The sequence below is a fragment of the Flavobacterium frigidum genome, assembly GCF_048286735.1.
Taxonomy (GTDB): domain Bacteria; phylum Bacteroidota; class Bacteroidia; order Flavobacteriales; family Flavobacteriaceae; genus Flavobacterium.
Genome location: NZ_JBLVPU010000007.1, coordinates 81,219 through 105,391 on the forward strand (window position 1 = coordinate 81,219; position 24,173 = coordinate 105,391).

General features: G+C 33.0%; 21 protein-coding genes. 14 read left to right on the plus strand and 7 right to left on the minus strand.

Features of this window, described 5'->3' with window-relative positions; translation table 11 throughout:
• Nucleotides 1-153 precede the first annotated feature (153 nt).
• From ACNQGO_RS06165 to fahA, 4 genes are all read right to left on the minus strand, one after another.
• Complete coding sequence (locus ACNQGO_RS06165) at nt 154-1,347, minus strand: argininosuccinate synthase (RefSeq protein WP_417984694.1); 1,194 nt, start codon at nt 1,345-1,347, stop codon at nt 154-156.
• Nucleotides 1,348-1,514: 167 nt separating this feature from the next.
• A complete protein-coding gene (locus ACNQGO_RS06170; RefSeq protein WP_417944179.1) occupies nt 1,515-2,132 on the minus strand; it encodes a GNAT family N-acetyltransferase in 618 nt (205 codons plus the stop codon).
• 473 nt (nt 2,133-2,605) lie between these two features.
• Nucleotides 2,606-3,790: a hypothetical protein gene (locus ACNQGO_RS06175; protein ID WP_417984695.1), complete on the minus strand. Its 1,185-nt coding sequence runs from the start codon at nt 3,788-3,790 to the stop codon at nt 2,606-2,608.
• A gap of 157 nt (nt 3,791-3,947) precedes the next feature.
• Nucleotides 3,948-5,231, minus strand: coding sequence for a fumarylacetoacetase (fahA, locus tag ACNQGO_RS06180; protein WP_417984696.1), 1,284 nt, complete (start codon nt 5,229-5,231; stop codon nt 3,948-3,950).
• 108 nt (nt 5,232-5,339) lie between these two features.
• Here fahA and glyA point away from each other — a divergent pair, with 108 nt between their 5' ends.
• From glyA to ACNQGO_RS06205, 5 genes are all read left to right on the plus strand, one after another.
• Nucleotides 5,340-6,614, plus strand: a complete 1,275-nt coding sequence (gene glyA / locus ACNQGO_RS06185) for a serine hydroxymethyltransferase (protein WP_417984697.1) — start codon at nt 5,340-5,342, stop codon at nt 6,612-6,614.
• 121 nt (nt 6,615-6,735) lie between these two features.
• Nucleotides 6,736-7,329, plus strand: coding sequence for a MiaE family protein (locus tag ACNQGO_RS06190; RefSeq protein ID WP_417984698.1), 594 nt, complete (start codon nt 6,736-6,738; stop codon nt 7,327-7,329).
• A gap of 190 nt (nt 7,330-7,519) precedes the next feature.
• The gene (locus ACNQGO_RS06195) at nt 7,520-8,080 is read left to right on the plus strand and encodes a helix-turn-helix domain-containing protein (protein ID WP_417984699.1); all 561 of its coding nucleotides are present in this window, start codon (nt 7,520-7,522) and stop codon (nt 8,078-8,080) included.
• 23 nt (nt 8,081-8,103) lie between these two features.
• Complete coding sequence (locus ACNQGO_RS06200; protein ID WP_309759543.1) at nt 8,104-8,556, plus strand: response regulator; 453 nt, start codon at nt 8,104-8,106, stop codon at nt 8,554-8,556.
• A 10-nt stretch (nt 8,557-8,566) separates the two neighbouring features.
• On the plus strand, nt 8,567-10,363 hold the full coding sequence (locus ACNQGO_RS06205) for an ATP-binding protein (RefSeq protein WP_417984700.1): 1,797 nt from the start codon (nt 8,567-8,569) through the stop codon (nt 10,361-10,363).
• A gap of 46 nt (nt 10,364-10,409) precedes the next feature.
• On the opposite strand, the gene ACNQGO_RS06210 is transcribed toward ACNQGO_RS06205, so the two are convergent.
• Both ACNQGO_RS06210 and ACNQGO_RS06215 read right to left on the minus strand, forming a co-directional pair.
• Nucleotides 10,410-10,979, minus strand: a complete 570-nt coding sequence (locus ACNQGO_RS06210; RefSeq protein ID WP_417984701.1) for a pentapeptide repeat-containing protein — start codon at nt 10,977-10,979, stop codon at nt 10,410-10,412.
• Between the two features lie 102 nt (nt 10,980-11,081).
• Nucleotides 11,082-11,516, minus strand: a complete 435-nt coding sequence (locus tag ACNQGO_RS06215) for a DUF6526 family protein (protein WP_417944168.1) — start codon at nt 11,514-11,516, stop codon at nt 11,082-11,084.
• A gap of 516 nt (nt 11,517-12,032) precedes the next feature.
• Here ACNQGO_RS06215 and ACNQGO_RS06220 point away from each other — a divergent pair.
• Together ACNQGO_RS06220 and ACNQGO_RS06225 are read left to right on the plus strand one after the other, a co-directional pair.
• Nucleotides 12,033-13,109 carry a Ppx/GppA phosphatase family protein gene (locus tag ACNQGO_RS06220; RefSeq protein WP_417967976.1) on the plus strand — a complete coding sequence of 359 codons (1,077 nt, stop codon included), beginning with the start codon at nt 12,033-12,035 and terminating at the stop codon, nt 13,107-13,109.
• 420 nt (nt 13,110-13,529) lie between these two features.
• Entirely contained in the window at nt 13,530-14,573 is a 1,044-nt protein-coding gene (locus tag ACNQGO_RS06225; RefSeq protein ID WP_417979512.1) for an NAD(P)-dependent alcohol dehydrogenase, read from the plus strand.
• Nucleotides 14,574-14,675: 102 nt separating this feature from the next.
• Here the strand turns inward: ACNQGO_RS06225 and ACNQGO_RS06230 are convergent, their stop codons facing one another.
• The gene (locus ACNQGO_RS06230; RefSeq protein WP_417984702.1) at nt 14,676-16,835 is read right to left on the minus strand and encodes a S9 family peptidase; all 2,160 of its coding nucleotides are present in this window, start codon (nt 16,833-16,835) and stop codon (nt 14,676-14,678) included.
• Nucleotides 16,836-17,256: 421 nt separating this feature from the next.
• Here ACNQGO_RS06230 and msrA point away from each other — a divergent pair, with 421 nt between their 5' ends.
• The 7 genes from msrA (at nt 17,257) to ACNQGO_RS06265 (ending at nt 24,173) form a co-directional block, all read left to right on the plus strand.
• On the plus strand, nt 17,257-17,883 hold the full coding sequence (gene msrA / locus ACNQGO_RS06235) for a peptide-methionine (S)-S-oxide reductase MsrA (RefSeq protein WP_417984703.1): 627 nt from the start codon (nt 17,257-17,259) through the stop codon (nt 17,881-17,883).
• Nucleotides 17,884-17,886: 3 nt separating this feature from the next.
• The gene (gene msrB, locus ACNQGO_RS06240; RefSeq protein ID WP_417984704.1) at nt 17,887-18,429 is read left to right on the plus strand and encodes a peptide-methionine (R)-S-oxide reductase MsrB; all 543 of its coding nucleotides are present in this window, start codon (nt 17,887-17,889) and stop codon (nt 18,427-18,429) included.
• A gap of 260 nt (nt 18,430-18,689) precedes the next feature.
• Nucleotides 18,690-19,187 (plus strand): thiol peroxidase, encoded by a 498-nt coding sequence (tpx, locus tag ACNQGO_RS06245; RefSeq protein WP_417984705.1) that lies wholly within the window; start codon nt 18,690-18,692, stop codon nt 19,185-19,187.
• Nucleotides 19,188-19,196: 9 nt separating this feature from the next.
• On the plus strand, nt 19,197-19,571 hold the full coding sequence (locus tag ACNQGO_RS06250) for a diacylglycerol kinase family protein (protein WP_417984706.1): 375 nt from the start codon (nt 19,197-19,199) through the stop codon (nt 19,569-19,571).
• An 18-nt stretch (nt 19,572-19,589) separates the two neighbouring features.
• Nucleotides 19,590-22,037, plus strand: a complete 2,448-nt coding sequence (locus ACNQGO_RS06255) for a DNA translocase FtsK (protein ID WP_417984707.1) — start codon at nt 19,590-19,592, stop codon at nt 22,035-22,037.
• Between the two features lie 49 nt (nt 22,038-22,086).
• Nucleotides 22,087-22,731, plus strand: a complete 645-nt coding sequence (gene lolA1, locus ACNQGO_RS06260) for an outer membrane lipoprotein periplasmic chaperone LolA1 (protein WP_470303419.1) — start codon at nt 22,087-22,089, stop codon at nt 22,729-22,731.
• Between the two features lie 8 nt (nt 22,732-22,739).
• A complete protein-coding gene (locus ACNQGO_RS06265; RefSeq protein WP_417984708.1) occupies nt 22,740-24,173 on the plus strand; it encodes an LptF/LptG family permease in 1,434 nt (477 codons plus the stop codon).

Consider the following 24,173-nt stretch of genomic DNA (forward strand, 5'->3'; position numbering starts at 1 on the left):
TTTTTATGTTTCTAAAAAAGAACTATTTTACTCTATAGCCCCGATTGCAGTGAAAATCCTTTTCCTTTTTTTTAAAGGAAAAGATTGTAGTGTAAAGCGGGACACTATTTCTGAAAATGCAAAATATTTCTGCTCCTAAAAAAACACTATTTATTACTCGTATGTTTCATTATTTACTGATGAAAATATATTTTGAGCATTTCCAAGAATTTTGATAAATCCTTTGGCATCATGAGAGGTCCATGCATTGTTCATTTCTCCGTATTGTCCAAAACTCGTATTCATTAAATCATTTTCAGATTCGATTCCGTCCAGCGAAAAATGATAGGGTTTTAGTGTAACAGTAACTTTTCCGTTGACAGTGTGTTGGGTGTCTTGCAGAAAAGTTTCGATATTTCTCATCACAGGATCTAGAAATTGCCCTTCATGAAACAGCATTCCGTACCAGTTCCCGAGTTGTTCTTTCCAGTATTGCTGCCATTTTCCAAGTGTGTGTTTCTCTAATAAATGGTGTGCTTTGATGATGATTAAAGGTGCGGCAGCCTCAAAACCTACTCTTCCTTTAATGCCAATAATGGTATCACCTACGTGAATGTCTCTGCCAATTGCGTAGGCATTAGCCAGTTTTTCAAGAGTAACTATATTGGCTGAAGGCTTGTCATTTAAGCCATTTACAGCAATTAATTCCCCTTTTAAAAATTCTAATGTTACTTTTTCTTCGCTCTCTTTTACCAATTGAGAAGGATAAGCATCGCTAGGTAGCGCTTGATGTGATGTTAAAGTTTCTTTTCCGCCAACACTTGTTCCCCACAATCCTTTATTAATAGAATATTGTGCTTTTTCCCAAGAATAGGAAACTCCGTTTTTAGCTAAATAATCAACTTCATCCTGTCTTGATAATTTCAAATCTCGAATAGGAGTGATGATTTCAATTTCGGGTGCGATAGTTTGGAAAATTAAATCAAAACGAATTTGGTCATTTCCAGCGCCAGTACTTCCGTGAGCAATGGCGTTAGCACCAACAGATTTTGCATATTTAATGGCTTCGATAGCTTGAAAAACACGTTCAGCGCTCACAGAAAGTGGATAGGTATTGTTTTTTAATACATTTCCAAAAATTAAATACTTGATGGCTTTATCATAATATTTATCTACAATGGTAAGATTAGTGTGCTTTGCACTTCCAAGTTCATACGCTCTTGTTGTTATACTTTCTAGTTCTTCAGCAGTAAATCCACCGGTATCTACAAGGACTGTGTGAACTTCAAAACCTTTTTCATTTTTTAAATATTTCAGGCAGTAGGAAGTATCAAGACCTCCACTATATGCTAATACTACTTTTTTCATTTTCTTTATTTATTTTTCCTCCCCCCTCCCGAAGCTTCGGGACCGTCCGAAGGAGGGGGAGCCAACAGTGGCAAAAGGGAATATTATTTGATGTGATTTTTTCTATATTTATCTCTCTTGTCTCCCTTCTCTTTTTGAAGTCCTGAAGATTCGGGCGAGGAGTGGATTTATTTATCTAAAAATACCGCTTGTTTTATTTTCTTCAAACGGTTCCAAATCCGGATATTGAAAGGATGTTTAGGAGTGTCTTTTGGTTTTTCATTTGGATCATATAGCATGCCGGTACACAAGCACATTTTGTTTTCTTTGCTTTTTAATATTTCATAATTAGTGCATGTTTGGCAGCCTTTCCAAAAGCTAGGGTCATTTGTAAGCTCTGAAAAAGGAACTGGTTTGTAACCCAAATCAGAATTTATTTTCATTACTGCTAAGCCTGTTGTAATTCCGAAAACTTTTGCTTCTGGATATTTTTTAAGTGAGTAATCAAACACAAATGATTTTATTTTTTTTGCCAAACCAAGATTTCTATAATCGGGATGAACGATCAAGCCAGAATGAGCTACAAACTTGCCATGTTGCCAACTCTCGATATAACAAAAACCTGCAAATTTCCCATTTTCTAGTGCAATAACGGCATCTTTGGTTTCCATTTTTTTCTGGATATACTCAGGCGTTCTTTTAGCTATTCCGGTACCTCTTAAAAGTGCCGAAAGTTCTATTGTTTCGCAAATTTCTATTGCGTATTTGTAGTGCTCTTCCTGAGTTGTGACGATGGAAATATTCATTTTAAAAGTAGAATTTTAAAGTTAGAAAAGAATAGTGTAATGAAATCTGAGACGAGTTTGTGTTACATGTATTTCATGCTTTAAAACAGGTTACTTTGTTGTAAGTAACTGAAATAAAGTACAATATAGATGTAAATGCGTTTGTTTTTGGATATAAGAATCCAATGTAAAATAACGGTAAGTTCAAAACAGAAAAAATGAAAAATGAATAAAAATACGAAACAGGTCTTGGGTACTATAGAGATAGCATCCGTACTTCGGGCGAAGTAGTAAGTCTGTTTGTCCGTGACAAAGTAGTAATATGTAAACTTGTATTATTCATTGCAGCAAAAGTACACTTATTTTTAACTATTCAATTTATTTTTAAGTTTTCTAACAAAATACCAACGGATTGTTGATTTTTTTTTCAAAAAAAACTCCTTGATACAATTGATTATCAAGGAGTTATATAGGATTTAATGTAATTTAGACTACTAATTTCTAAATCGGTTGCGAGTGATTATGTCTTTAATTTTTGCCTTCAAATCTTCGCCAGTGTCATATACCATTTGCTCACTACTCGGGAAAAGAACTGGTTTTCTATCAAAATACGAGAAATAATTATCATCTGAGGCACGACGGTCTCCTTTGTATGTGGCGTAAATATTTTCGAAAATGAATTCGCTAGTTAGAGGGAACGATTGCAATAATTGATTGTTTTTAAAGTTAATGTAATCAATTTTGGCTGTTATTTGGCATGACTTAAATTGGCGGAATTCATATATTCTGGCAGCAACGGTAATCAGGTTATCTACCATAACTACTTTGCCTTTTTCGTCTAGCACTTCTTTTCCATTAGCGTCAATTAATTTTTTTACACCGTCTTTTATCACGCGTTCTTTTACAAATTCTCGTTCCTTAATTTGTTCGGGTGAAATATAAATTTGTCTAAAATTGATTACCATTCCATAGTCGTAATCAATTCCTTTTTGTCTGTTGCTATTGTAAACGGTCCATTTGTCGTTTAACCCCAAAGTGCTAAAATCCAATAGGTCATTCTGCAAACGCTGAGGAATAATCATGTTGGTTTCATTTTTTGTATAAACCGAAACATAATCAGAACCTTTAAATTTAGCTTCGTCCATGAGTTGCAAAACATTTTTATAATTTGGATTGATTTGATTCAAATACTCTAAATCATCAAATGCTTTTCGGTAATTCATTTTATCTGAAGTCACCATTAATTTTTTGGCATTGGCATATAAATAAGCTGATAAAGCATTTTTACTACTGATGATTTGATCGTCATAATTATCAAAAGGAAAGATCGCATTTCGGCCTTCTTTAATGAGTTTTAAAGGGAGAATCGGTTTAATTTTTTCCTGACGGGAATTCAATTGTACATAGGTAGAATAGATTTTTTCCAATTGTGCAGGATTAGCCTCTTTGGCTAATAAATTAAGGGCATTCAAATCACGCTCTTTTGCTTTGGCGAAAGCCTCTTCCAGCAAATACACATAATCTTGTTTGCCTTTTTTATCTTTATTGCTACGCAAATTAGATACGGCATTGTCAATTGCTTGATCGTAATTTCCAGAGCTCAATAGGTTTTGAGTTTGTTTCACGCCACAAGCGCTAAAAAGGAGAAACAAGGATAATAAAAGAGTAATTTTTTTCATAAGCTGTAGAATTATGTATTTGAATTTGACTTGTTTTTCCTATTTGTTTTAAGCAGATAATTTGATTTTCGATTTTTGAAAATCCAAAAATAATGTCATAAAAAAAACCTAACAAAAATAGACTAAATGTTAGGTTTAAATATACAAATTATAATTTTTATGGTCTTACAAATGGAGGAAGGAGTTTACTAGAAACTTCACCAAAACCAATGCGGACCTGACCGTTTTGACAGTAGCCTTTCATAATTACGGTATCATTATCATTGATAAACTTACGCTCAGTTCCATCACTCATTTTTATCGGATTTTTTCCGCCCCAAGTCAATTCAAGCATCGATCCAAAACTGTCTGGAGTTGAACCCGAAAGTGTCCCAGAACCCATCATATCGCCTGAATTTACGCGACAACCGTTAGAGGTGTGGTGGGCCAATTGCTGGCACATAGACCAATACATATATTTAAAGTTGGTTTGAGAAATAACAGTTGGTTCGGCATTTTCCGGTTGAATGGCTACTTCCAAATTAATATCAAAAGAATGTTTTCCTTTTTGTTGCAAGTAGGGAAGTGGAGTAGGTTCTTGTTTTGGGCCTTTGGTTCTAAATGGTTCCAATGCATCCATAGTAACAATCCAAGGGGAAATGGATGAGGCAAAGTTTTTAGACAAGAAAGGGCCTAAAGGCACATACTCCCATTTTTGGATGTCACGAGCGCTCCAGTCATTCAACAAAACCATACCAAAAATATAATCTTCAGCTTCGGTTACAGCAATGTTCTCACCCATGATGTTTACATCAGTAGTAATAAAAGCCGTTTCCAGTTCAAAATCTACTAATCGAGAAGGTCCAAAAACCGGCGTAGTTTCGCCATTAGGCAAGGTTTGTCCCATAGGTCTGTGTACCGGAATTCCTGATGGAACTATGGTAGAGCTTCTGCCGTGGTAGCCTACAGGAATGTGAAGCCAATTGGGTAATAATGCATTTTCGGGATCGCGAAACATTTTTCCAGTATTGGTAGCATGCTCTTTACTAGAGAAGAAATCAGTGTAATCCCCAATAAGAACTGGTAATTGCATTTCGACATCTTCCATTCTAAAAATGATAATGTCAAGATCTTTTGCATTATTTTGTAATTTCGGGTTTGTAACATCAAAAAGTTCTGCAATTCTGTTCCGAACCAAACGCCATGTTTTTTTTCCATCTGAAATAAAATCATTCAAAGTATCTTGCATGAACATATCATCTGTAAGTTCAATCCCTTCAAAATAATTTAATTGTTGTAGGGCACCTAGGTCAATGGCAAAATCACCAATTCTTGTTCCTACAGTCACTATATTTTCTTTGGTTAGAAAAACTCCAAAAGGTATGTTTTGAATAGGGAAATCACTATCGGCAGGTACTTCTAACCATGATTTTCTATTGGTATCGTTAGCTGTTATCGGCATATTTTGTTAATTATTTTGTTAAAAAATTACTCATCAAATATATCATAATCTAACTATTTACCAAACGTTTTTTTGTATTTTTGCATCAAATTAACGAAAATCAAAAAAATGCAACGCGACGAACAAATTTTTGACCTTATTCTAGAAGAACAAGAAAGACAAATTCACGGATTAGAACTTATTGCATCAGAAAACTTCGTAAGTGACGAAGTGATGGAAGCTGCGGGTTCTGTTTTAACGAATAAATATGCCGAGGGATATCCTGGCAAAAGATACTACGGAGGTTGCGAAGTAGTTGATGTTGTAGAACAAATTGCTATTGATAGAGCCAAAGAATTATTTGGAGCAGCGTACGCAAATGTACAGCCTCACTCTGGCTCACAAGCAAATACTGCGGTTTACCACGCCTGTATTAAACCTGGAGATAAAATTTTAGGTTTTGATTTGTCTCATGGGGGACATCTTACTCATGGTTCACCCGTTAATTTTTCGGGACGTTTATACACCCCTTCTTTCTATGGTGTAGATCCAGCAACAGGACGATTAGATTATGATAAAATACAAGAAATAGCAACTCAAGAGCAACCAAAATTAATCATCGCTGGAGCTTCGGCATATTCTCGTGATATGGATTTTGAGCGTTTTAGAGTAATTGCGGACAGTGTTGGTGCTATCTTGTTAGCTGATATCTCGCATCCAGCGGGGCTTATCGCCAAAGGGTTGATGAATGATCCATTACCACATTGCCACATTGTTACTACAACAACACACAAAACATTACGTGGTCCTCGTGGAGGATTAATCTTAATGTGTAAAGATTTCGAAAATCCATTTGGTTTAACCACTCCAAAAGGGGAAATCAGAATGATGTCTTCTTTATTGGACTTGGCTGTTTTTCCAGGGAATCAAGGTGGTCCATTAATGCATATTATTGCAGCCAAAGCAGTTGCTTTTGGAGAAGCATTGAAAGATGAATTTTTTACGTATGCTTTGCAATTACAAAAAAATGCAAATGCAATGGCTGATGCTTTTGTAAAAAGAGGCTATGAAATCATTTCAGGCGGAACAGACAATCACATGATGTTGATTGATTTAAGAAATAAAAATATTTCTGGAAAAGAGGCTGAGAATGCTCTTGTAAAAGCGGAAATTACCGTAAATAAAAACATGGTTCCATTTGATGATAAATCACCATTTGTAACTTCAGGAATTCGTGTAGGAACTGCAGCTATTACCACTCGTGGTCTTGTTGAAGAAGATATGGAAACTATTGTAGCCTTAATTGACAGAGTATTGCTAGATCATACAAACGAAGAAGTTATTGACGCAGTTGCCAATGAAGTGAACGAAATGATGAGCGAAAGAGCTATTTTTGTATATTAATAAATACGTCTTTATAGTTTAAAGTCGAAAGTCGAAAGTCTTTGAAAAGAATTTAATATTCTCTCTTAGTTTTGGCTTTCGACTTTTGACTTTATGACTTTCTAACTTTAAGACCAAAAAAATGGGTGTATTAAGATTACAGCTACCAACCGATCCTAGATGGGTTAATATTGTAGAAAAAAACATTGAAGAAATCCTGACGGATCATGCTTGGTGTGAACAAAAAGCAGCTACAAATGCAATTACAATCATCACTCACAATTCAGAACATCAAGATTTAGTGAGGGATTTATTGGCTCTAGCCAAAGAAGAAATCGATCATTTTGAGCAAGTACATAATATTATTATCAAACGGGGCTTGAAACTGGGTCGAGAACGCAAAGATGAGTATGTAAATGAACTGTATTTATACATGAAAAAAAGCAGTGATGGGAGCAGAGTATCCAGTTTAGTGGAACGATTATTGTTTTCTGCAATGATAGAAGCCAGAAGTTGTGAGCGTTTCAAAGTACTTTCTGAAAACATTCAAGATGAAGAATTAGCTGTTTTTTATAGAAATTTAATGGAGAGTGAAGCGGGACATTATACTACTTTTATTACGTATGCGAGAAAATATGGTGTAGGAATTGACGTTGAAAAACGTTGGAGAGAATGGCTTTCATTTGAAGAAAATATCATAAAAAATTATGGTAAAAATGAAACAATTCACGGGTAATTTCCATGTGTAGTTTGTGTTGTCTTTAATTTTTTATTTACAGCAAATGAATAAAAGTATCCCACTAGTTAGGGTATTAATTGAATATATACTAATCAATCCAGATTTTAGCATTAAAGTAAATGAATTGTTGGTAGATTAGTATTTTTTGATTTTCTTTAGATTTTAATTTTAACACTTGTTTATTGATATGAAACTGAATTTTAATTATGATGGAAATATTGCATGTAAAGCAATATTAGAAGAACAATTAGAGAAATATGATATTAAATATCAATTGCTGGACTTAGGACAAATTGAAATTGCGGATACTGTTTCTGAAGATGTTTTGAATGAACTCCAAGTGAGTTTGTCAAAGTATGGAATACAAATTATTGATAACCCAAAAGGGCAATTAATTCAAAAAATTAAAGATGCTATTATTGAAATTGTCTATGAAAAAGATAAGTTTCCTAATGTTACCATTTCGCAATACTTGTCTGATAAATTGAACTTTAGATACGGATATCTTACTAATGTTTTTTCTGAATATACATTTACTTCGATAGAGAATTTTATAATTATTCAAAAAATCGAACGCGCTAAGAAAATGATAATTGAAGAAAAACTTACCTTAACTGAAGTTTCTCATGAATTAAACTACAGCAGTGTGGCATATTTATCAACCCAGTTTAAAAAAGTTACTGGATTGACGCCCTCCATGTTCAAAAGAATAGTAGGTAAAAAGAGAAAATTATCTAACAATGATTAATTAAGTTACAAAAACACCCATTTATGCTTACACACCAAGATTCAATGCATATTCTTTTAGCTGACGATGACGAAGATGATCGCACTTTTTTTAGTGAAGCTATACAAGAGCTTAAAATGAATAATAAGTTGACTCTATTTAAAGATGGAAATGATCTTATGGATTATTTGGTACATCCTGAAATTAAGTTGCCTCATGTTTTGTTTCTAGACTTAAACATGCCCGGAAAAACAGGTATTGATTGTCTTAAAGAAATTAGATCTAATGCTCGTTTTAAAGATGTTTCAATAGCAATATATTCTACATCCTCATCAGAAAAAGATATTGAAGATACTTTTATTGAAGGGGCGAATATTTACATTAAAAAACCTAATGATTTTTCTGAACTGAAAAAAGTGATCAAAGAGGTGGTCAATATGAATTGGCAGTTTCACACTTCAGGGTTAAATATTGAAACATTTTTCTTTAGCATTTAACAAGGAGTAAATGAAAATTCTTGGACTATATAAAAACTCACAAGTGTTTAAAATAGCTTTAGCTATTGCAATTGTTGTTGTTTGCTATATCGCTTCTATGTTTTATTCCCAAATGAAAAAGTTGGACTCAACCGTTGAATTAATTTCAAATTCAAACCAAACACAACTCGAATTAGAAAAACTATTATCCGTAATTAGTAATTACGAGATGAATTTACGCAGTTACATTATCACAAAAGAAAACAGGTATATTGAAGACCGTTTTTTGAATAGAGGTAAAATAACAGAAAGTGTAACAAAGTTAGAGTTTTTGACAAAAAACGATTCCGCTCGATACAATGATATTAATCGCTTAAAAAAACTGATCGATCTTAGATTCAAGTTATTCAGAAAGACATTACTGTTGGCACAAAGCAGAAAGTCAGGTCCGCTCGCAATAAATCAGATGTTACTGGAGAGTAGTACGATTACAGAAAAGATGAAATCTTTTGTTACAAAAATCATATTTTCAGAGAGTATAAAAACTAAATTTGAAAATAACAATCATCAATTTGAATTGCGAGACTCCATTATTACAGCCTTTTTATTGGTGATTCTTTCTCTTTTGATATTGTTGCTTTCCTTCCAAAAAATGAATGTTGATATTGAGGAGCTTAAAAAAGCAAATGATCAGTTAAAATTATTGAATGAGTCCTACAACACTGCAGAAATGACCGCAGGTTTTGGACATTGGATGGTCAATGTTGAAACTAGCAATTATTCATTTTCTGACAATCTTTTCCGGTTGATGGGTGTGGAGCCAAATGCTTTTGAACCTAATTTAGAAAACACCAGTAAATATATCCATCCAGATGATTTAGCATATGTAACCCAAGTGCATACAGATTCGTTAGTAAATCATCAATCGACTTCTATGATGTTTCGATATTTGACACCAGATGGAAGTATTAAATACATCATAGCCGTAGGAAGTTTTACAACAAATGGTAGTGGAGAGTTAATTAAAATTGGGGTAAACTATGACATCACCAATCAATATAAAAAAACACTAGAATTAGAAGAAAACAACAAAGAGCTTAAATATATCAATACTGAACTAGAGGCATTTAACAATATTGTGAGTCATGACTTGCAGGAACCACTTCGTAAAATTCAAATGTTTATTTCAAGATTTGAAGAAAACGAATTGAATTTACTTTCCCAACAAGGCAAAGACTATTTTTCTAAAATTCGGTTTACGGCAAATAGAATGCAGACTTTATTAATTGATTTAGTAGATTATTCCAGAACAATAAAAGGGGATAAAGTTTTTGTTGAAACAAATCTAAATAAAGTTCTAGAGGAAGTACTTCAAGATTTGTCCTCTACTATTGATGATAAAAAAGCCAATATCACTATTGGAAATTTACCTATTATTAAAGCAATTCCTTTCCAAATTAAACAGCTTTTTATTAATTTAATTTCTAATGCTTTAGAGTACAGTAAGGAAGAGGGTATCCCGCAGGTTAGCATTACTACAAATAGAATTACAGAAAAAGAAATGCTAGATTACAAAATCGCAAATAAAAATGATTACTATAAGATTATTGTTTTAGACAATGGAATTGGCTTTAAGCAAGAATTTTCAGAAAAAATATTTCTATTGTTCAAACGATTAGAAACCAATCCAAAATATTCAGGAACAGGACTTGGATTAGCAATTTGTAGTAGAATTGTAGAAAATCATAAAGGTTTTATTAAAGTAAAAGCAAAACCAAATGTTGGGGCAAAATTCTATATTTTTATTCCAAAAGGGGAATTACTTTAGCAAAGTAATTTCAAAATAGGCAACACTACTTTGCTTAAAAACTTCGCTAATGGACTTCAATGTCGTGCTTGTATAGTAATCCTTTTAGTCCATCTAAAGCAAATACTGCTTTTTTTATTTTAGTTGTTTTAGGATCTATGGTGTAATTGAAACTAGTTTTAAAATTTGCTTTGTTGGCAATAGCTTTTGCAAATTCAGAGCGGTATAAATCACAGTTTTCAAAGAGCACTTCGGTTAAATCTGTGCTCATGAAATCTACTGCGACGAGGCTACAATTGGTAAAAGAAGTTCCTTTTAATTTTAGAGTATAAAACTTGGAAAAATCCAATATACAATCCTTAAAAGCAATTTCAAAAATTAATTTATCGCACATAGCAAAATTAACATCTTTAATTTCGCATTTATTGAAAGTTACAGTTCTAAAGGCTACATAATTTATTTTGGCGTTGCTAAAAATACATTCGTTAAAGGTACAATCTATAAATGTTACAGAAAGAAATACGCACTGCGAGAAATTACATTTAGTAAACGTACAGCATTCAAATTCTTTAAAATTAACTTCCTCTTCACCGTAAGTGATGCTTTTGTATTCGATATCTAGAAAATATTCTGCCATTTAAAAAATTTATAGTCAAGGTGAAGTTCACTATTTAATTCTGTAAAGGAACAAAATTAATGCGCTGTAAGGAGTAGAGTATTTGTAAATAACTTGAATATTTTATACTCTTTCGTGATCTGCTTTCCAATTTATAATTGCTTTTTTAATATCTTTTCCAGTAAGGTTTTCATTCAAAGTTCTTACTACCAGATTTTGGAGTTCTTCATCTGGGGCAAAGCGCAAGGCAAATATTTGGTCGTCATTTAATTGATTTTCAAATTTCTCAAATCGTTCTGCGGTTGTAGCAAGATAACGATATCTTAGTTCCAGGCGCACAATTCGGTTTTGTAATGTTAAGGCGTAATGTTGGCGTAGCATAAAAGCCAAACAAAAGAGAACTACAAAAATTGCGCTTAAAAATGACCATACAATCACGTCCTCTGTGGTAAACGCAAAATAGATACTAAATGATAAAAAAGCCAATATTATTGGGTAATAAATAAAATGATGTGGCGGGTAAAAGCGGATATGGTTCTTATACGATTGCGTTTTCATGTGTAGTTTTTTTTAAAGGTACTGTAAAACTACTAATTTGAATTACGCGGGAGGTTTTAAAAAATAAATCAAAATACTTAAGTATTATTTTAGGAAGGCAATGTTTGTCTAAAACCTTACTTTATTTAAAAATTTTATAGATCTAAATGATTTTTTACGGAATTATAAGATTTATTTTTAACTTTTTTGTTTCAAAATTCACGGTTTTTTGGCAAAATCACTACAAAAAATGTATTTCAACGACTATATATGTAGTACAAAGAAAAGAAAAGTATTACTAATATTTTTTCCTTTCATTTGACCAATATTTCTATAAATAGTAAAATTATTGAAATGTAAAATGCATCATATTCCACAACAATATCTGTTCTTTTTAGTATGTGTTTTGATCAAAGCTTTGGTTTACAACAACATAAAATAGACGATTTGCATTTCCCATTTTCTAAAGACTTGTCTTATTTATGAAATGACATATTAAAACGAAAAGCAAAAAAAAAACTAAACTAAACTAAACAAATGAATTCAAAACTAAATTTTCTAATTGGAATAATAGCATTTTTATGCACTAGTATTTACAGTGATGCAAAAGGATCTAATATTTATGGGGGTATTGAAATTGGCAGCAAAGGAATTAAAATGAGTGTTCTAGAAGTAGGCAATATTAAAAAAGGCGACTATACTGTAAAATCGTTTTGGACAGAAAACATTGGAATCGCAAAAGGGATTGCAAAAGACGGTAATCTAGCTAAAGAGGATATTGATAAAGCTGTTGCAACAGTTATTACTAACTATTTAAAAATGCTGAATGAATTTGAAATTGAAAATGAAAACATTTTTATTGTTGGATCTTCCGGAGTTGCTATGGCAAAAAACACACAAGTGCTGGCGGATAAAATATATTTAGCAACTACGAGAACGCTAGATTTTGTTGATGCAAAAACAGAGGGGAAAATGCTGTTAAAAGGTTGCGTACCTCCGCAAGAATACCCAAACTCGGTCATTTTAGACATAGGAGGTGGCAATACTAAAGGTGGTTATGTTGATGTGCGAAATAATGATGTTTTTGTGTTTTTTCCACTAGTTGTAAGCTACGGTACTGTTACTCTAACTGAAGCTGTTATCAAAATTACAAGTAAAGATGATTTGTCAGAATTTAAAGAAAAGTCATTTGGGTTTTTACCTATTTTAAGAAAGCAAATAGATGCGATGTATGCCACAAATCCAGAAGCATTAGATAAAAAGAAAGTGTATATGTCTGGTGGAGCAGTTTGGGCATTTTATACACTTTTTAACGGAGCGGCAAAAGCAAGTTTTAATAAATTCACAATAGAAGACGTACTGGACTTTGATGCGGTTTTAAAAAATAATTTCAAAAAGTTTGAAGAATTAGCTAAGACTGATAAAGAAGCAGAAACTGTACTTAAAACATACTCGCAAAAGTATTTAATATCTGGAAGTACTATGCTACTTGTTACTCTTGAGGCAATCCCAGATATAAAAAATAAAAAGCTTTTTTTTGCTAAAGAAGGGCAAATAGCTTGGCTAGTAACTTACATTGCTGAGCGATCTAAAAAAGTTAAAAAGGTTTGGTAATTTTTATTAGTTCTATGCTTTTACCATATATTCTTAAGTCGCTGTGAAACATGATTTTCACAGCGATTTCTTTTTTAAAATTCTTGGATATTTCTATCAATAAAAAGTCATTTATTGGATGTGGACATATTCAAAACCAATAATCGTTAGTTTTTTGGTATAAAAAACAATATAATCCTTCTTTGTCTCTTTCTTTAACGCTACGAAAATAATATCGGTATGGCAGAAAGAGCTTAATTTTGTTTTTAAAATAGACCAGTTCTATAAGGTTTAAACTTCATTTAATCGATCCAAATTAGGTATTGAGTTAATTGCTTTCTATTCATAAAGCCAGTATTAATTTATGGAAATATTATCAAATAGTAGATAAAAATACAATCCGTAATTCCGTAATTTAGCATAAATTAAAATTTAAAAATTATGATACCATCAAAAGGATATGCCGTACAGGATGCTACCACAGATTTAGCTCCCTGGAATTTTGAACGACGAGAATTAGGACCACACGATGTGCAATTTGATATTCATTTTTGTGGAGTTTGCCACAGTGATTTGCATCAAATAAAAAACGATTGGGGTGGCTCTATTTATCCAATGGTTCCGGGACACGAAATCGTGGGGAAAGTAGTTCAAGTAGGTAGTCACGTTAAGAAGTTTAAAGTAGGAGACTTAGCAGGAACGGGTTGTTTGGTAGATTCCTGTAGAAGTTGTGAGAATTGTAAAGAGGGCTTGGAGCAATTTTGTATAAAAGGCCGAACCGATACTTACAACGCATTAGGTCAAGATGGGGTAACTCCTACATACGGTGGTTATTCAGATACAATTGTAGTTCACGAAGATTTTGTTTTGCATATCTCTGATACACTAGATCTAGCTGCTGTTGCACCATTATTATGTGCCGGAATTACGACGTATTCGCCATTAAAACATTGGAAAGTAGGGAAAGGCCATAAATTAGCTGTTCTGGGTTTAGGAGGTTTAGGACACATGGCCGTTAAATTTGGTGTTGCTTTTGGTGCTGAGGTTACAGTATTGAGTACATCTGCAAACAAAGAAGCAGATGCGAAAAAACTGGGTGCTCATAATTTTATTGTGACCAAAGACGAAAAGCAACTAGCTAGTGTTGCTGGTTCATTCGATTTTATTTTAGATACCGTTTCTGCGCCACATGACTTGAATTTGTATTTGTCATTATTGCGAGTTAATGGTGTTCATATTTGTGTGGGAGTTCCTCCAACTCCGTATCAGGTGCATGCTTTTAGCCTCATAGGCGGGCGAAGAAGTCTTGCGGGTTCCCTCATTGGAGGATTACCAGAAACACAAGAAATGTTAGATTATTGCGCAGAACATAATATAGTTTCAGATATTGAAATGATTGATATCAAAAACATTCATGATGCCTACAAGCGAATGGAAAAGGGCGATGTGCGGTATCGATTTGTTATTGATATGGCAACATTATAAAAGATGCTTTTTAAACAAAAAATCCCTGTCAAATTTATTTTGACAGGGATTTTTGTTTAGGAAAAAGGTATTAATTTTTAGTTCCGGTTGTAAGTATATAATTTATTTTTTGTCGATTGTTCTTTCAAAAAACTCATACGTTCTTAGCATTTGATCCATACGCTGACGATTATCACCAGCCCGAGTAATTTCATGAGTGGCACCGGGATGTACTACAAATTCTACTGGACGGTTTAATACTTTTAGGCTTCGAAACAGCATTTCAGCTTGAATAAATCCAGTTCTTCTATCATTACCTCCATGAAAAATGATAAATGGTGTGGTAATATTTTGAACATAATTCATAGGAGATTCACGTGTTAAAATCTCTTTTACTTTTGGTTCCCAAGGATAGCCGCCAAAATAATTGGGTACCAGTCGCCAAGCGTTACCTTCGCCAAAAAAGGTATTCAAATCATAAACACCTCGTTGTGCACATGCTGCTTTAAAGCGGTTGTCATGACTGATAATCCATGCGGTCAAGTAACCTGCATAAGAACCACCAGTAATGAGTAACTTAGATGGATCTGCCCAGCCTTCTTGGACGGTTTTATCCATTGCTGTCAGTACATCACTTGCCGGACCTGTACCCCAATCGTTGATATTTCCTCTCAAAAAATCCAATCCATAACCGCCAGATCCTCTCGGATTACTATACACTATTCCGTATCCTTTACTACAAAAATATTGGTATTCGTGCCACATACTTTCTTCACCAGGTCCCCACATTGCTGATGGTCCTCCGTGAATTTCTAGTAATAAAGGATATTTTTCTCCTGGTTTATAATTAGATGGTTTCATAATCCAATATTCTACTGTCATTCCTAATTCGTTTTGGAATGTTTTCTTTTCTGGATAAGATAATTTTTTAGCAGCAACCCAATCATTAAAGGAGCTAACTTTTTTCTCATTTTTGAAATTGGCTTCAGCAAAATATAATTCAGATGGATTTGATACTTGAGTTTTTGAATAAACAATTGTATTATTTGCAATATCGAAACTGGATATTCCAGTATCAGTGCTTGAAAGAGTCTCTATTTTTTGAGTTAATGTGTTGAGTCTGTGTAGCACGTTGCCACCATTCATTTGAGCGGTAAAATACAAGTATTTGTCATCCTTACTCCAAATAAAATTTGATTTGTTTCGATCAAAAGGAATAGTTATAATATCTTTTTCAGTACTATTAAGTGGCATTATCGATAGTGACGGTACGGATATGAATGAGGTAGTGCTGGATAGAAAAGCCAACCATTTTCCCGATGGTGAAAGTGAGGCGCTATTGTATCTTTTTCCGTTTTCTCCTAATAGAATTTTGAAATTTCCTCCATCTGCATCCATAATGAAAATTTCACTTTCCAAGGATCGATCTTGATTTTCTGAAGTGTCTACATCACCCGATAAAATTATTTGTTTCCCGTTTGGTGTGTAATCAGCAGTGCTAAAATTATAAAAGCCATTTGTAAGTAGTCTCGGAACAGCGTCTTTAGATACATTTATTTCAAAAAAGTGATTGAAATTCATTTCTGATGAAATGTTTGATTCACTTTGAAAATTCAATTTATTAAGTACAATTGCTTTTTTATCGGTTGCATTTTTATCCAAATAGGCTCTAATTTCGGCTAAATTTCCGTTTGGATTTGGTTTTTCTTTATTGATTACTAAATGCTCGTTTTTGTCAAAACCAGGCTTTTCCATCTTCCAAGTGGGAATAGATTTTGAAGGATTCAATATAGAGTCTTGCAGTAAATCGCGTAATGGTATGCTGGATGAAAACAGTATTTTTTTACCATCTGGGGACCATTTAGGATTGCTTGCGCCATATTTATCTTTCGTCAATTGCATAGGTTCACCACCTTCCATCGACAAGATGAATATTTGATTTTTTTCTTCAACAGATCGAGTAAAAGCTATTTGCTTGCCATTAGGACTCCAAGCTGGTTTTGTAGCTCCATCTTTATGAGTGGTTAATTGTACGGGTGTATTATTTTCTAAAATTGTTATGGTGAAAATTTGTGAACGATATTTGTAATCCAGCTTGTTATTTTCATCATTTTCAATTGTATTTACCGTAAAAGCAGCTCGTTTTCCATCTTTAGATACGGTAATGTTTCCAACAGTTTTAATTTTTAACATATCGGTAAGAGTCACATCCTCAGTTTTATTTTGAGCAATAGTAGCATGCAATTGTACTAAAAACAATAACGTAATTGACAATTTTTTCATAGTTTGATTTTTTATTTTATTGTTACGGAGTAAAATTAAAAACAAAACATTTTAATGAATTGGTTTGTTTCTTAAATGGATTTTGTAATCAATAAATATAAAATAAATTCTATTAACTCTACCATTTTATAAGTATCAATATTATAGTTTAAAATTTAGCTGCATTGATACAGCAACCTTAATTTTAAAAATAGTGTTTGGCTATGTATGTTACCTGATAGTTTAGTTGAAAAAAAAATACTGTAAAATGTACTTTAAAAAAACTAACAAAAATTTAGGACTTAGAAGCAAACTAAAAACACAAATAGGCCGTATATTACAGTATATTAAACGATTGAAAAGCGTGTTGCAAAACAATCAAAAACGAATTGTTCAGCATCTCATTTAAATAATCGAATGAGAAATCAGTAAAAAGAATAGTATGAAATTCACAGTTTGTATCTTAGTTTTAATGGTGATGATGGGTTGTAGCTCTAAAACTGAAAAGTTGTCTCTTTCGCCACAAAAAGGAAAAGCAATTGCAGTTTTTGCCTCTGGTTGCTTTTGGTGTAGCGAACACGTTTTTGAAGCAATAGTAGGAGTGGAGGAAGTAATTTCAGGTTATTCAGGTGGTACTGTTAAAAATCCGTACTATGAATATGTAAGTTCAAATAGAACCGGGCATGCAGAATCAGTAGCTGTTTTTTATGATCCAAAAGTAGTTTCATACAAAATATTAGTAGCTATTTTTTTTGCTTCTCACGATCCCACAACACCGGATCAGCAAGGACCTGACCGAGGATCTTCGTACCGATCAATTGCTTTCTATTCTAATGCATTAGAGAAAAATATAATTGAGGATAAAATCGAGGAGCTTACTGCTAATAGTGTTTTTGATGCTCCAATAGTAACAGAAATAAAACCAACTGCAGATTTTTATGAAGCGGAAGCCTACCATCAGGATTATGTAGTTAACAATCCCAACGAGCCATACGTACAAGGGGTTTCAATGCCACGATACAATTCTTTTATAGCATCATACAAAGGAAAATTAAAACCTAATCATTAAATTATGAAACGATTCCAATATTTTTTTGCACTTCCACTAGTGATTTTTAGTTTCATGGCGTGCATACAGGCAAATGAAAAAGTGAGAACATCAAGTGTTGTTATCGAAACTAACCAAAAAAATCCTTTACTGTCATTGACTGATATTTCCCTGAAAAAGGTTGTTAAAACAAATGCATCTTGGAGAAAAATTTTAACAACAGAACAGTATTTCATCTTACGTGAGAAAGGTACCGAGCGTCCTTTTCAAAACAAGTACAATGACAACCACAAAAAAGGACATTATTTTTGTGCTGGATGTAAATTGCCATTATTTTCATCCAAAACAAAATTTAATTCAGGAACGGGATGGCCAAGTTTTTATGCACCAATAAATAGTAATAGAGTAAAAGAGGTTGCTGACAAAAGTTTGGGAATGGTTCGGGGTGAAATTGTATGTGCACGCTGCGATGGTCATTTGGGACATCTTTTTGATGATGGTCCCAATCCTACTGGACTTAGATATTGTATGAACTCTGCATCTTTGTTATTTCAGGAATCAAAGTAAAAGTTAGTTAATTGTTTGTTTCAAAGAAAGGGCGTTCGTTTTAAATAAAACGGACGCCCTTTTGAATTTTATGAATTCATGTGATACACTGTATGTTAAATCTAATGGTAGTAATTTCATTGAAAAATTGATTTCAGTTGCAACAAAAGACCTATTGAGACTAGCATTATCTTTCAAAAAAATCAAACTATAAACCAATAATTGAAGATTAAATCTGAATTAATTTTCATACTTTTGAACCTCACAATTAAATAAAAAACATGGCTTCAATAACATTAGGAGGAAATCCAATACACACCTCAGGTGAATTACCAAAAGTAGGTACTAAATTAGCTGATTTTAAGTTAGTTAAAAATGACCTTTCCATTGCTTCGGCAAATGATTTTTTAGGCAAAAAACTGGTTTTAAATATTTTCCCTAGTGTCGATACAGGAACATGTGCAGCATCTGTTCGTAAATTTAACGAAAGTGCTAGTGCTTTAGAAAACACGATCGTTCTTTGTATTTCTAGAGACTTGCCTTTTGCTCAAAGTCGTTTTTGTGGAGCCGAAGGTCTTGAAAACGTGGTAAACTTATCAGATTTTCCTAAAGGAAGTTTTGGTAAAACAAATGGTTTAGAAATTACAGACGGGCCATTGGCTGGATTGCATTCCAGAGTAGTTATTGTTGTTGACGAAAATGGAACTATTACACATACTGAGCAAGTTACTGAAATTGCAGATGAACCCAATTACGAAGCTGCTTTAGCGGTACTTTAATCGTATTTAATGGAATTTCAAAAAGACAATACTTTTTTCTACGGAAGAATAAAAAGTTTTAAATATGCAATTGCAGGAGCTTTAAAACTGATTACTACTGAACACAGTATAATGGTACAATGTTCTCTTGGAATAGTTGTTACTATCGCAGGTTTTTATTTTGATATTTCCAAAACGGATTGGCTTTTTCAAACACTAGCTATAGGGTTCGTTTTAAGTGTGGAAGGCCTAAACACTGCCGTTGAAAAAATGGCTGATTTCATACATCCCGATTTTCACGAAAGAATTGGCTTTATAAAGGACATTGCTGCCGGAGCGGTATTTTTTGCCGCTTTAACAGCATTTGCTATCGGTTTAATCATTTATCTCCCATTATTTCTTTAGAAATTATCCAATTCAAGAATGGCAAAAATAAAAAAAGCAACAGCTTCAGATAAAGCGAGCGGCACAAAAACGGAGTCAGTTCATCCATTAAAAATCACTAAGCAACATAAGATTGTTTTTGGAGCATTATTAGTATTGTTTTCGATAGCGCTATTAGTTGCGTTTATTTCTTTTTTCATTTACGGACAACAAGATCAAAGTGCTGTTAATGAACTGCAAAATAGAGATGAAATCGTTCAGAATTGGCTAGGTAAATTTGGCGCTTTCTTAGCTCACATTCTTATTTATAAAGGATTTGGTGTAGCAGCTTTCATAATAGTGCGCTTGTTTTTTTTAACAGGCCTTTATTTAATACTCGGAATTCCCACTAGAAAATTAAAAAATATCTGGTTTTGGGATTTATTCGTGATTATTATTTTATCCGTTTTATTTGGATTTTTTGCCACCTCCTTACCTGAACTAGGCGGAACTATTGGTTATGAATTGAATTTATTACTACAAGATTATATTGGGAAGACAGGTACATTATTGATTTTGATATTTGGATTAATCATTTATATCATTTTCAAAATCAAACTCTCACCAGAGCGTATTCAGTCATTTTTTGATACTACCAAAAAAGAAACACAAGGTACCCCAATTTCTAATCCAATTAATAATAGCAATAGCGGTTATAATTTAGAAGAATTTGCCGTTGCTGTTGATGATGTAGACGAGATTCATTTAAAAACGAATGGCTCACAATTTGAAATTAACAAAGAAGCGTTAAAACCTACGATTAGTAATTCATCTGATATTAATAGAGATCCTGTTGTAAAGCCGCTTGCCATGCAAGTTACACCAGTTGTAAATCCAGAAATTAGTGTAGCTAGTAATGAGTCGTTTGTTATAGAAACTGCTCCAGAAGAAGATATTATTGAGGAAAATTTAGCTTCACGATTGGTAGCTGATTTTGGATTGTTTGACCCGACTTTGGATTTATCTAATTTTAAATTTCCGACTTTAGATTTATTAAAAGAATATTCTACTGGTGGAATTACAATCAACCAAGAAGAGTTAGAAGAAAATAAAAACCGAATTGTAGATACACTGCGCAATTACAAAATAGAAATTGCACAAATTAAAGCGACCGTTGGTCCATCGGTTACATTATATGAAATTGTACCAGAAGCAGGAATTCGTATTTCGAAAATTAAGAGTTTAGAGGATGATATTGCTTTATCGCTCTCGGCATTAGGAATTCGAATTATTGCGCCTATTCCAGGAAAAGGAACTATTGGAATCGAAGTTCCTAATAAAAATCCAACGATGGTTTCTATGAAAAGTGTTATTGGCTCAGCCAAATTTCAAGAGGCCGAGATGGAATTACCAATCGCTCTTGGTAAAACAATTTCGAACGAAACGTTTGTAGTTGATTTAGCCAAGATGCCGCACTTATTGATGGCAGGGGCTACAGGTCAAGGAAAGTCTGTAGGTTTGAATGCGGTTTTAACATCACTTTTGTATAAAAAACATCCAGCCGAAGTGAAGTTTGTTTTGGTCGATCCAAAAAAAGTAGAGCTAACACTTTTTAATAAAATAGAAAGACATTATCTAGCCAAACTTCCAGATATGGATGATGCAATCATCACTGATAATGCCAAAGTGGTCAATACATTGAATTCCCTTTGTGTAGAAATGGACAATAGGTATTCATTATTGAAAGACGCTATGGTGCGTAACATCAAAGAATACAATGATAAATTTAAAGCTCGAAAATTAAATCCTGAAAACGGACACCGATTTTTACCTTATATCGTTCTTGTAGTTGATGAGTTTGCCGATTTGATTATGACTGCTGGAAAAGAAGTAGAAGTTCCTATTGCACGATTGGCACAATTGGCGCGAGCCATTGGAATTCACTTAATCATTGCTACACAAAGACCATCTGTTAATGTAATTACGGGTTTAATAAAAGCCAATTTCCCAGCTAGAATAGCTTTTAGAGTTACTTCAAAAATTGATTCCAGAACGATTCTAGATACTCAAGGTGCCGATCAATTGATAGGAAGAGGGGATATGCTTTACACCAATGGTAATGATGTCGTTCGAGTACAATGTGCCTTTATTGACACACCCGAAGTAGAAAAAATAACTGATTTTATAGGTTCTCAAAAAGCATATGCAACGGCTTATTTACTTCCTGAGTTTGTTGGTGAGGAAAGTGGCATTAATCTTGATATGGATATTTCTGACAGAGACACATTGTTTAGAGAAGCAGCTGAAATCATTGTAAATGCACAGCAAGGTTCTGCTTCGTTGTTACAACGTAAACTAAAATTAGGCTACAACAGAGCAGGCCGATTGATTGATCAACTCGAAGCTGCAGGAATTGTGGGCCCTTTTGAAGGAAGTAAAGCACGAAGTGTAAATATTCTGGACATGAGTTCTCTTGATCAATTTTTCAACAATGAACAAAATAATTAATACCATGAAATCAAAAATTCAAGAATTAAAAAAAAATAATACCGAAAGTATGGGCAAAAAATTTCTTTTAATTGCAGCATTATTATTTTTTAGTTTCTCAATTCAAGCACAAGATAAAAAAGCAAAAGAACTTTTAGATCAAGTTACTGCTAAAGTTAAAAGTTATAGTACAATTGTAATTGATTTCAAGTATTCGCTGAATAATGCAAAAGAAAATATCAATCAGGATAGTAAAGGAAATGTTACGATGAAAGGCAATCAATATGTATTGAATTTCATGGGAGTAACTAAAATTTTTGACGGTAAAAAAACATTCACTATTGTTCCAGAAGATGAGGAAATTACGATATCTAAGGTCAATGAAAAAGATGATAGTGCCATTACTCCGTCAAAAATGTTAACTTTTTTTAATACGGGTTACAAATACAATATGGATATTTTACAAAACGTAAAAGGCCGCAAAATTCAGTATATTAAATTGGTACCTACGAGTTCTAGAGATCAACGCAAAGAGGTACTATTGGGAATTGATATTCAAACAAAACACATCTATAACCTAATTGAAGTTGGTAAAAAAGGTACAAAAACAACATTAACGGTTAATTCTTTCAAAACCAACCAACCTTTGTCAAAAAATCAATTTACATTTGCGGAAAGTAAATATCCAAATTACTACATCAACAAATTAGATTAATTTATTAGGTGAAAATTCTTGACAAATACTTATTAAAAACATTCCTGACTACATTTGCTACGGTATTTGTAATCCTGTTTTTCATTTTCATACTTCAAACGGTCTGGTTATTTATATCAGAATTGGCTGGCAAAGATTTAGACTTAGTGATGATTATTAAATTCTTGGCCTTTTCTATGCCTAGAATTGTACCACTAGTATTGCCGCTTTCTATACTATTGGCCTCCATAATGACTTTTGGAAATTTAGCCGAAAATTATGAATTTGCAGCGATGAAATCTTCCGGAATTTCTTTACAAAGAGCCATGAGAAGTTTGACAGTATTCATCGTTTTATTAAGTATTGTAGCCTTCTTTTTTTCGAATAATGTTATTCCCTATGCGGAGTATAAATTTATCAATTTCAGAAAAAACATTGCACAAGTCAAACCCGCATTGGCTATAGCCGAAGGTCAGTTTAACGATGTGGGCTTTTATAATATTAAGGTAAATAAAAAATCTGGTGAACAAGGAAATATCCTAACTAGTGTGACAATTCATAAAAAATCGAAGATTGGAGACGGAAGTAAAACCGTAATAAAGGCGAAAGATGGAGAACTAATTAGTAGCGAAGAATCGAGTATTTTGCAATTAGTGCTAAATGATGGGTACTATTATGAAGATATTGTTCCAAAAAAATACGAAGATCGTAGCAAATTACCTTTCGCTAAAAGTTCCTTTAAAAAACAAATCATTAATATTGATCTATCTGAATTAAATAAGACCGATATCACAGATGAAAGTGTTGCGAATACGAACACTATGCTTACTGTAAATGAATTGAATTATACCTTAGATTCATTAAATAAGAATTTGAAAACGGATATTATTTCGTTTTCGGAAAATAGTAACTCCCGAATAGCAATTCCAATAAATAAAAAAATAGCAAACGAAAAAAAAAGAAAACCACTTCCTAAAGATATCCTGTCTTTGTATACATTAAAACAACAATCGGATATTTTGAAAATAGCAGTGAGTAATCAAACAAGCATAGCGTACGCTATCGAATCTACCAAATTAGAATTAGACAATAAACAAAAGAATATCAATAAACATTTATTGGCATTTTACGATAAATTCGTTATTGTATATGCTTGTTTTCTAATGTTTTTCATTGGAGCGCCGCTAGGAGCAATTATTAGAAAAGGAGGCTTAGGACTTCCTATAGTTTTTGCTATTTTAATTTTTATCACCTTTCACTTTATCAATACTTTTGGAAAAAGATTAGCACAGGAAAATGGAATGACACCTTTTATGGGTTCTTGGTTGTCCTCATTTATACTAACACCATTAGCTGTTTTATTGACCTATAGGGCTACAAATGATATCGGATTAATCAACATGGATGTCATTTTGGCTCCATTCCAAAAAGTAATAAAAAAAATATTCCCGTCACAAAATTAA

What these genes read in the sequence shown, in the direction of transcription:
- ACNQGO_RS06225 (WP_417979512.1), top strand. Translation starts at nt 13,530, where the DNA reads ATGATACCATCAAAAGGATATGCCGTACAGGATGCTACCACAGATTTA.
- ACNQGO_RS06230 (WP_417984702.1), bottom strand. Translation starts at nt 16,835, where the DNA reads ATGAAAAAATTGTCAATTACGTTATTGTTTTTAGTACAATTGCATGCT.
- ACNQGO_RS06200 (WP_309759543.1), top strand. Translation starts at nt 8,104, where the DNA reads ATGCTTACACACCAAGATTCAATGCATATTCTTTTAGCTGACGATGAC.
- fahA (WP_417984696.1), bottom strand. Translation starts at nt 5,231, where the DNA reads ATGCCGATAACAGCTAACGATACCAATAGAAAATCATGGTTAGAAGTA.
- ACNQGO_RS06255 (WP_417984707.1), top strand. Translation starts at nt 19,590, where the DNA reads ATGGCAAAAATAAAAAAAGCAACAGCTTCAGATAAAGCGAGCGGCACA.
- msrA (WP_417984703.1), top strand. Translation starts at nt 17,257, where the DNA reads ATGAAATTCACAGTTTGTATCTTAGTTTTAATGGTGATGATGGGTTGT.
- ACNQGO_RS06220 (WP_417967976.1), top strand. Translation starts at nt 12,033, where the DNA reads ATGAATTCAAAACTAAATTTTCTAATTGGAATAATAGCATTTTTATGC.
- ACNQGO_RS06250 (WP_417984706.1), top strand. Translation starts at nt 19,197, where the DNA reads ATGGAATTTCAAAAAGACAATACTTTTTTCTACGGAAGAATAAAAAGT.
- ACNQGO_RS06210 (WP_417984701.1), bottom strand. Translation starts at nt 10,979, where the DNA reads ATGGCAGAATATTTTCTAGATATCGAATACAAAAGCATCACTTACGGT.
- ACNQGO_RS06175 (WP_417984695.1), bottom strand. Translation starts at nt 3,790, where the DNA reads ATGAAAAAAATTACTCTTTTATTATCCTTGTTTCTCCTTTTTAGCGCT.
- glyA (WP_417984697.1), top strand. Translation starts at nt 5,340, where the DNA reads ATGCAACGCGACGAACAAATTTTTGACCTTATTCTAGAAGAACAAGAA.
- ACNQGO_RS06170 (WP_417944179.1), bottom strand. Translation starts at nt 2,132, where the DNA reads ATGAATATTTCCATCGTCACAACTCAGGAAGAGCACTACAAATACGCA.
- lolA1 (WP_470303419.1), top strand. Translation starts at nt 22,087, where the DNA reads ATGGGCAAAAAATTTCTTTTAATTGCAGCATTATTATTTTTTAGTTTC.
- ACNQGO_RS06215 (WP_417944168.1), bottom strand. Translation starts at nt 11,516, where the DNA reads ATGAAAACGCAATCGTATAAGAACCATATCCGCTTTTACCCGCCACAT.
- ACNQGO_RS06205 (WP_417984700.1), top strand. Translation starts at nt 8,567, where the DNA reads ATGAAAATTCTTGGACTATATAAAAACTCACAAGTGTTTAAAATAGCT.
- msrB (WP_417984704.1), top strand. Translation starts at nt 17,887, where the DNA reads ATGAAACGATTCCAATATTTTTTTGCACTTCCACTAGTGATTTTTAGT.
- ACNQGO_RS06165 (WP_417984694.1), bottom strand. Translation starts at nt 1,347, where the DNA reads ATGAAAAAAGTAGTATTAGCATATAGTGGAGGTCTTGATACTTCCTAC.
- ACNQGO_RS06195 (WP_417984699.1), top strand. Translation starts at nt 7,520, where the DNA reads ATGAAACTGAATTTTAATTATGATGGAAATATTGCATGTAAAGCAATA.
- ACNQGO_RS06190 (WP_417984698.1), top strand. Translation starts at nt 6,736, where the DNA reads ATGGGTGTATTAAGATTACAGCTACCAACCGATCCTAGATGGGTTAAT.
- tpx (WP_417984705.1), top strand. Translation starts at nt 18,690, where the DNA reads ATGGCTTCAATAACATTAGGAGGAAATCCAATACACACCTCAGGTGAA.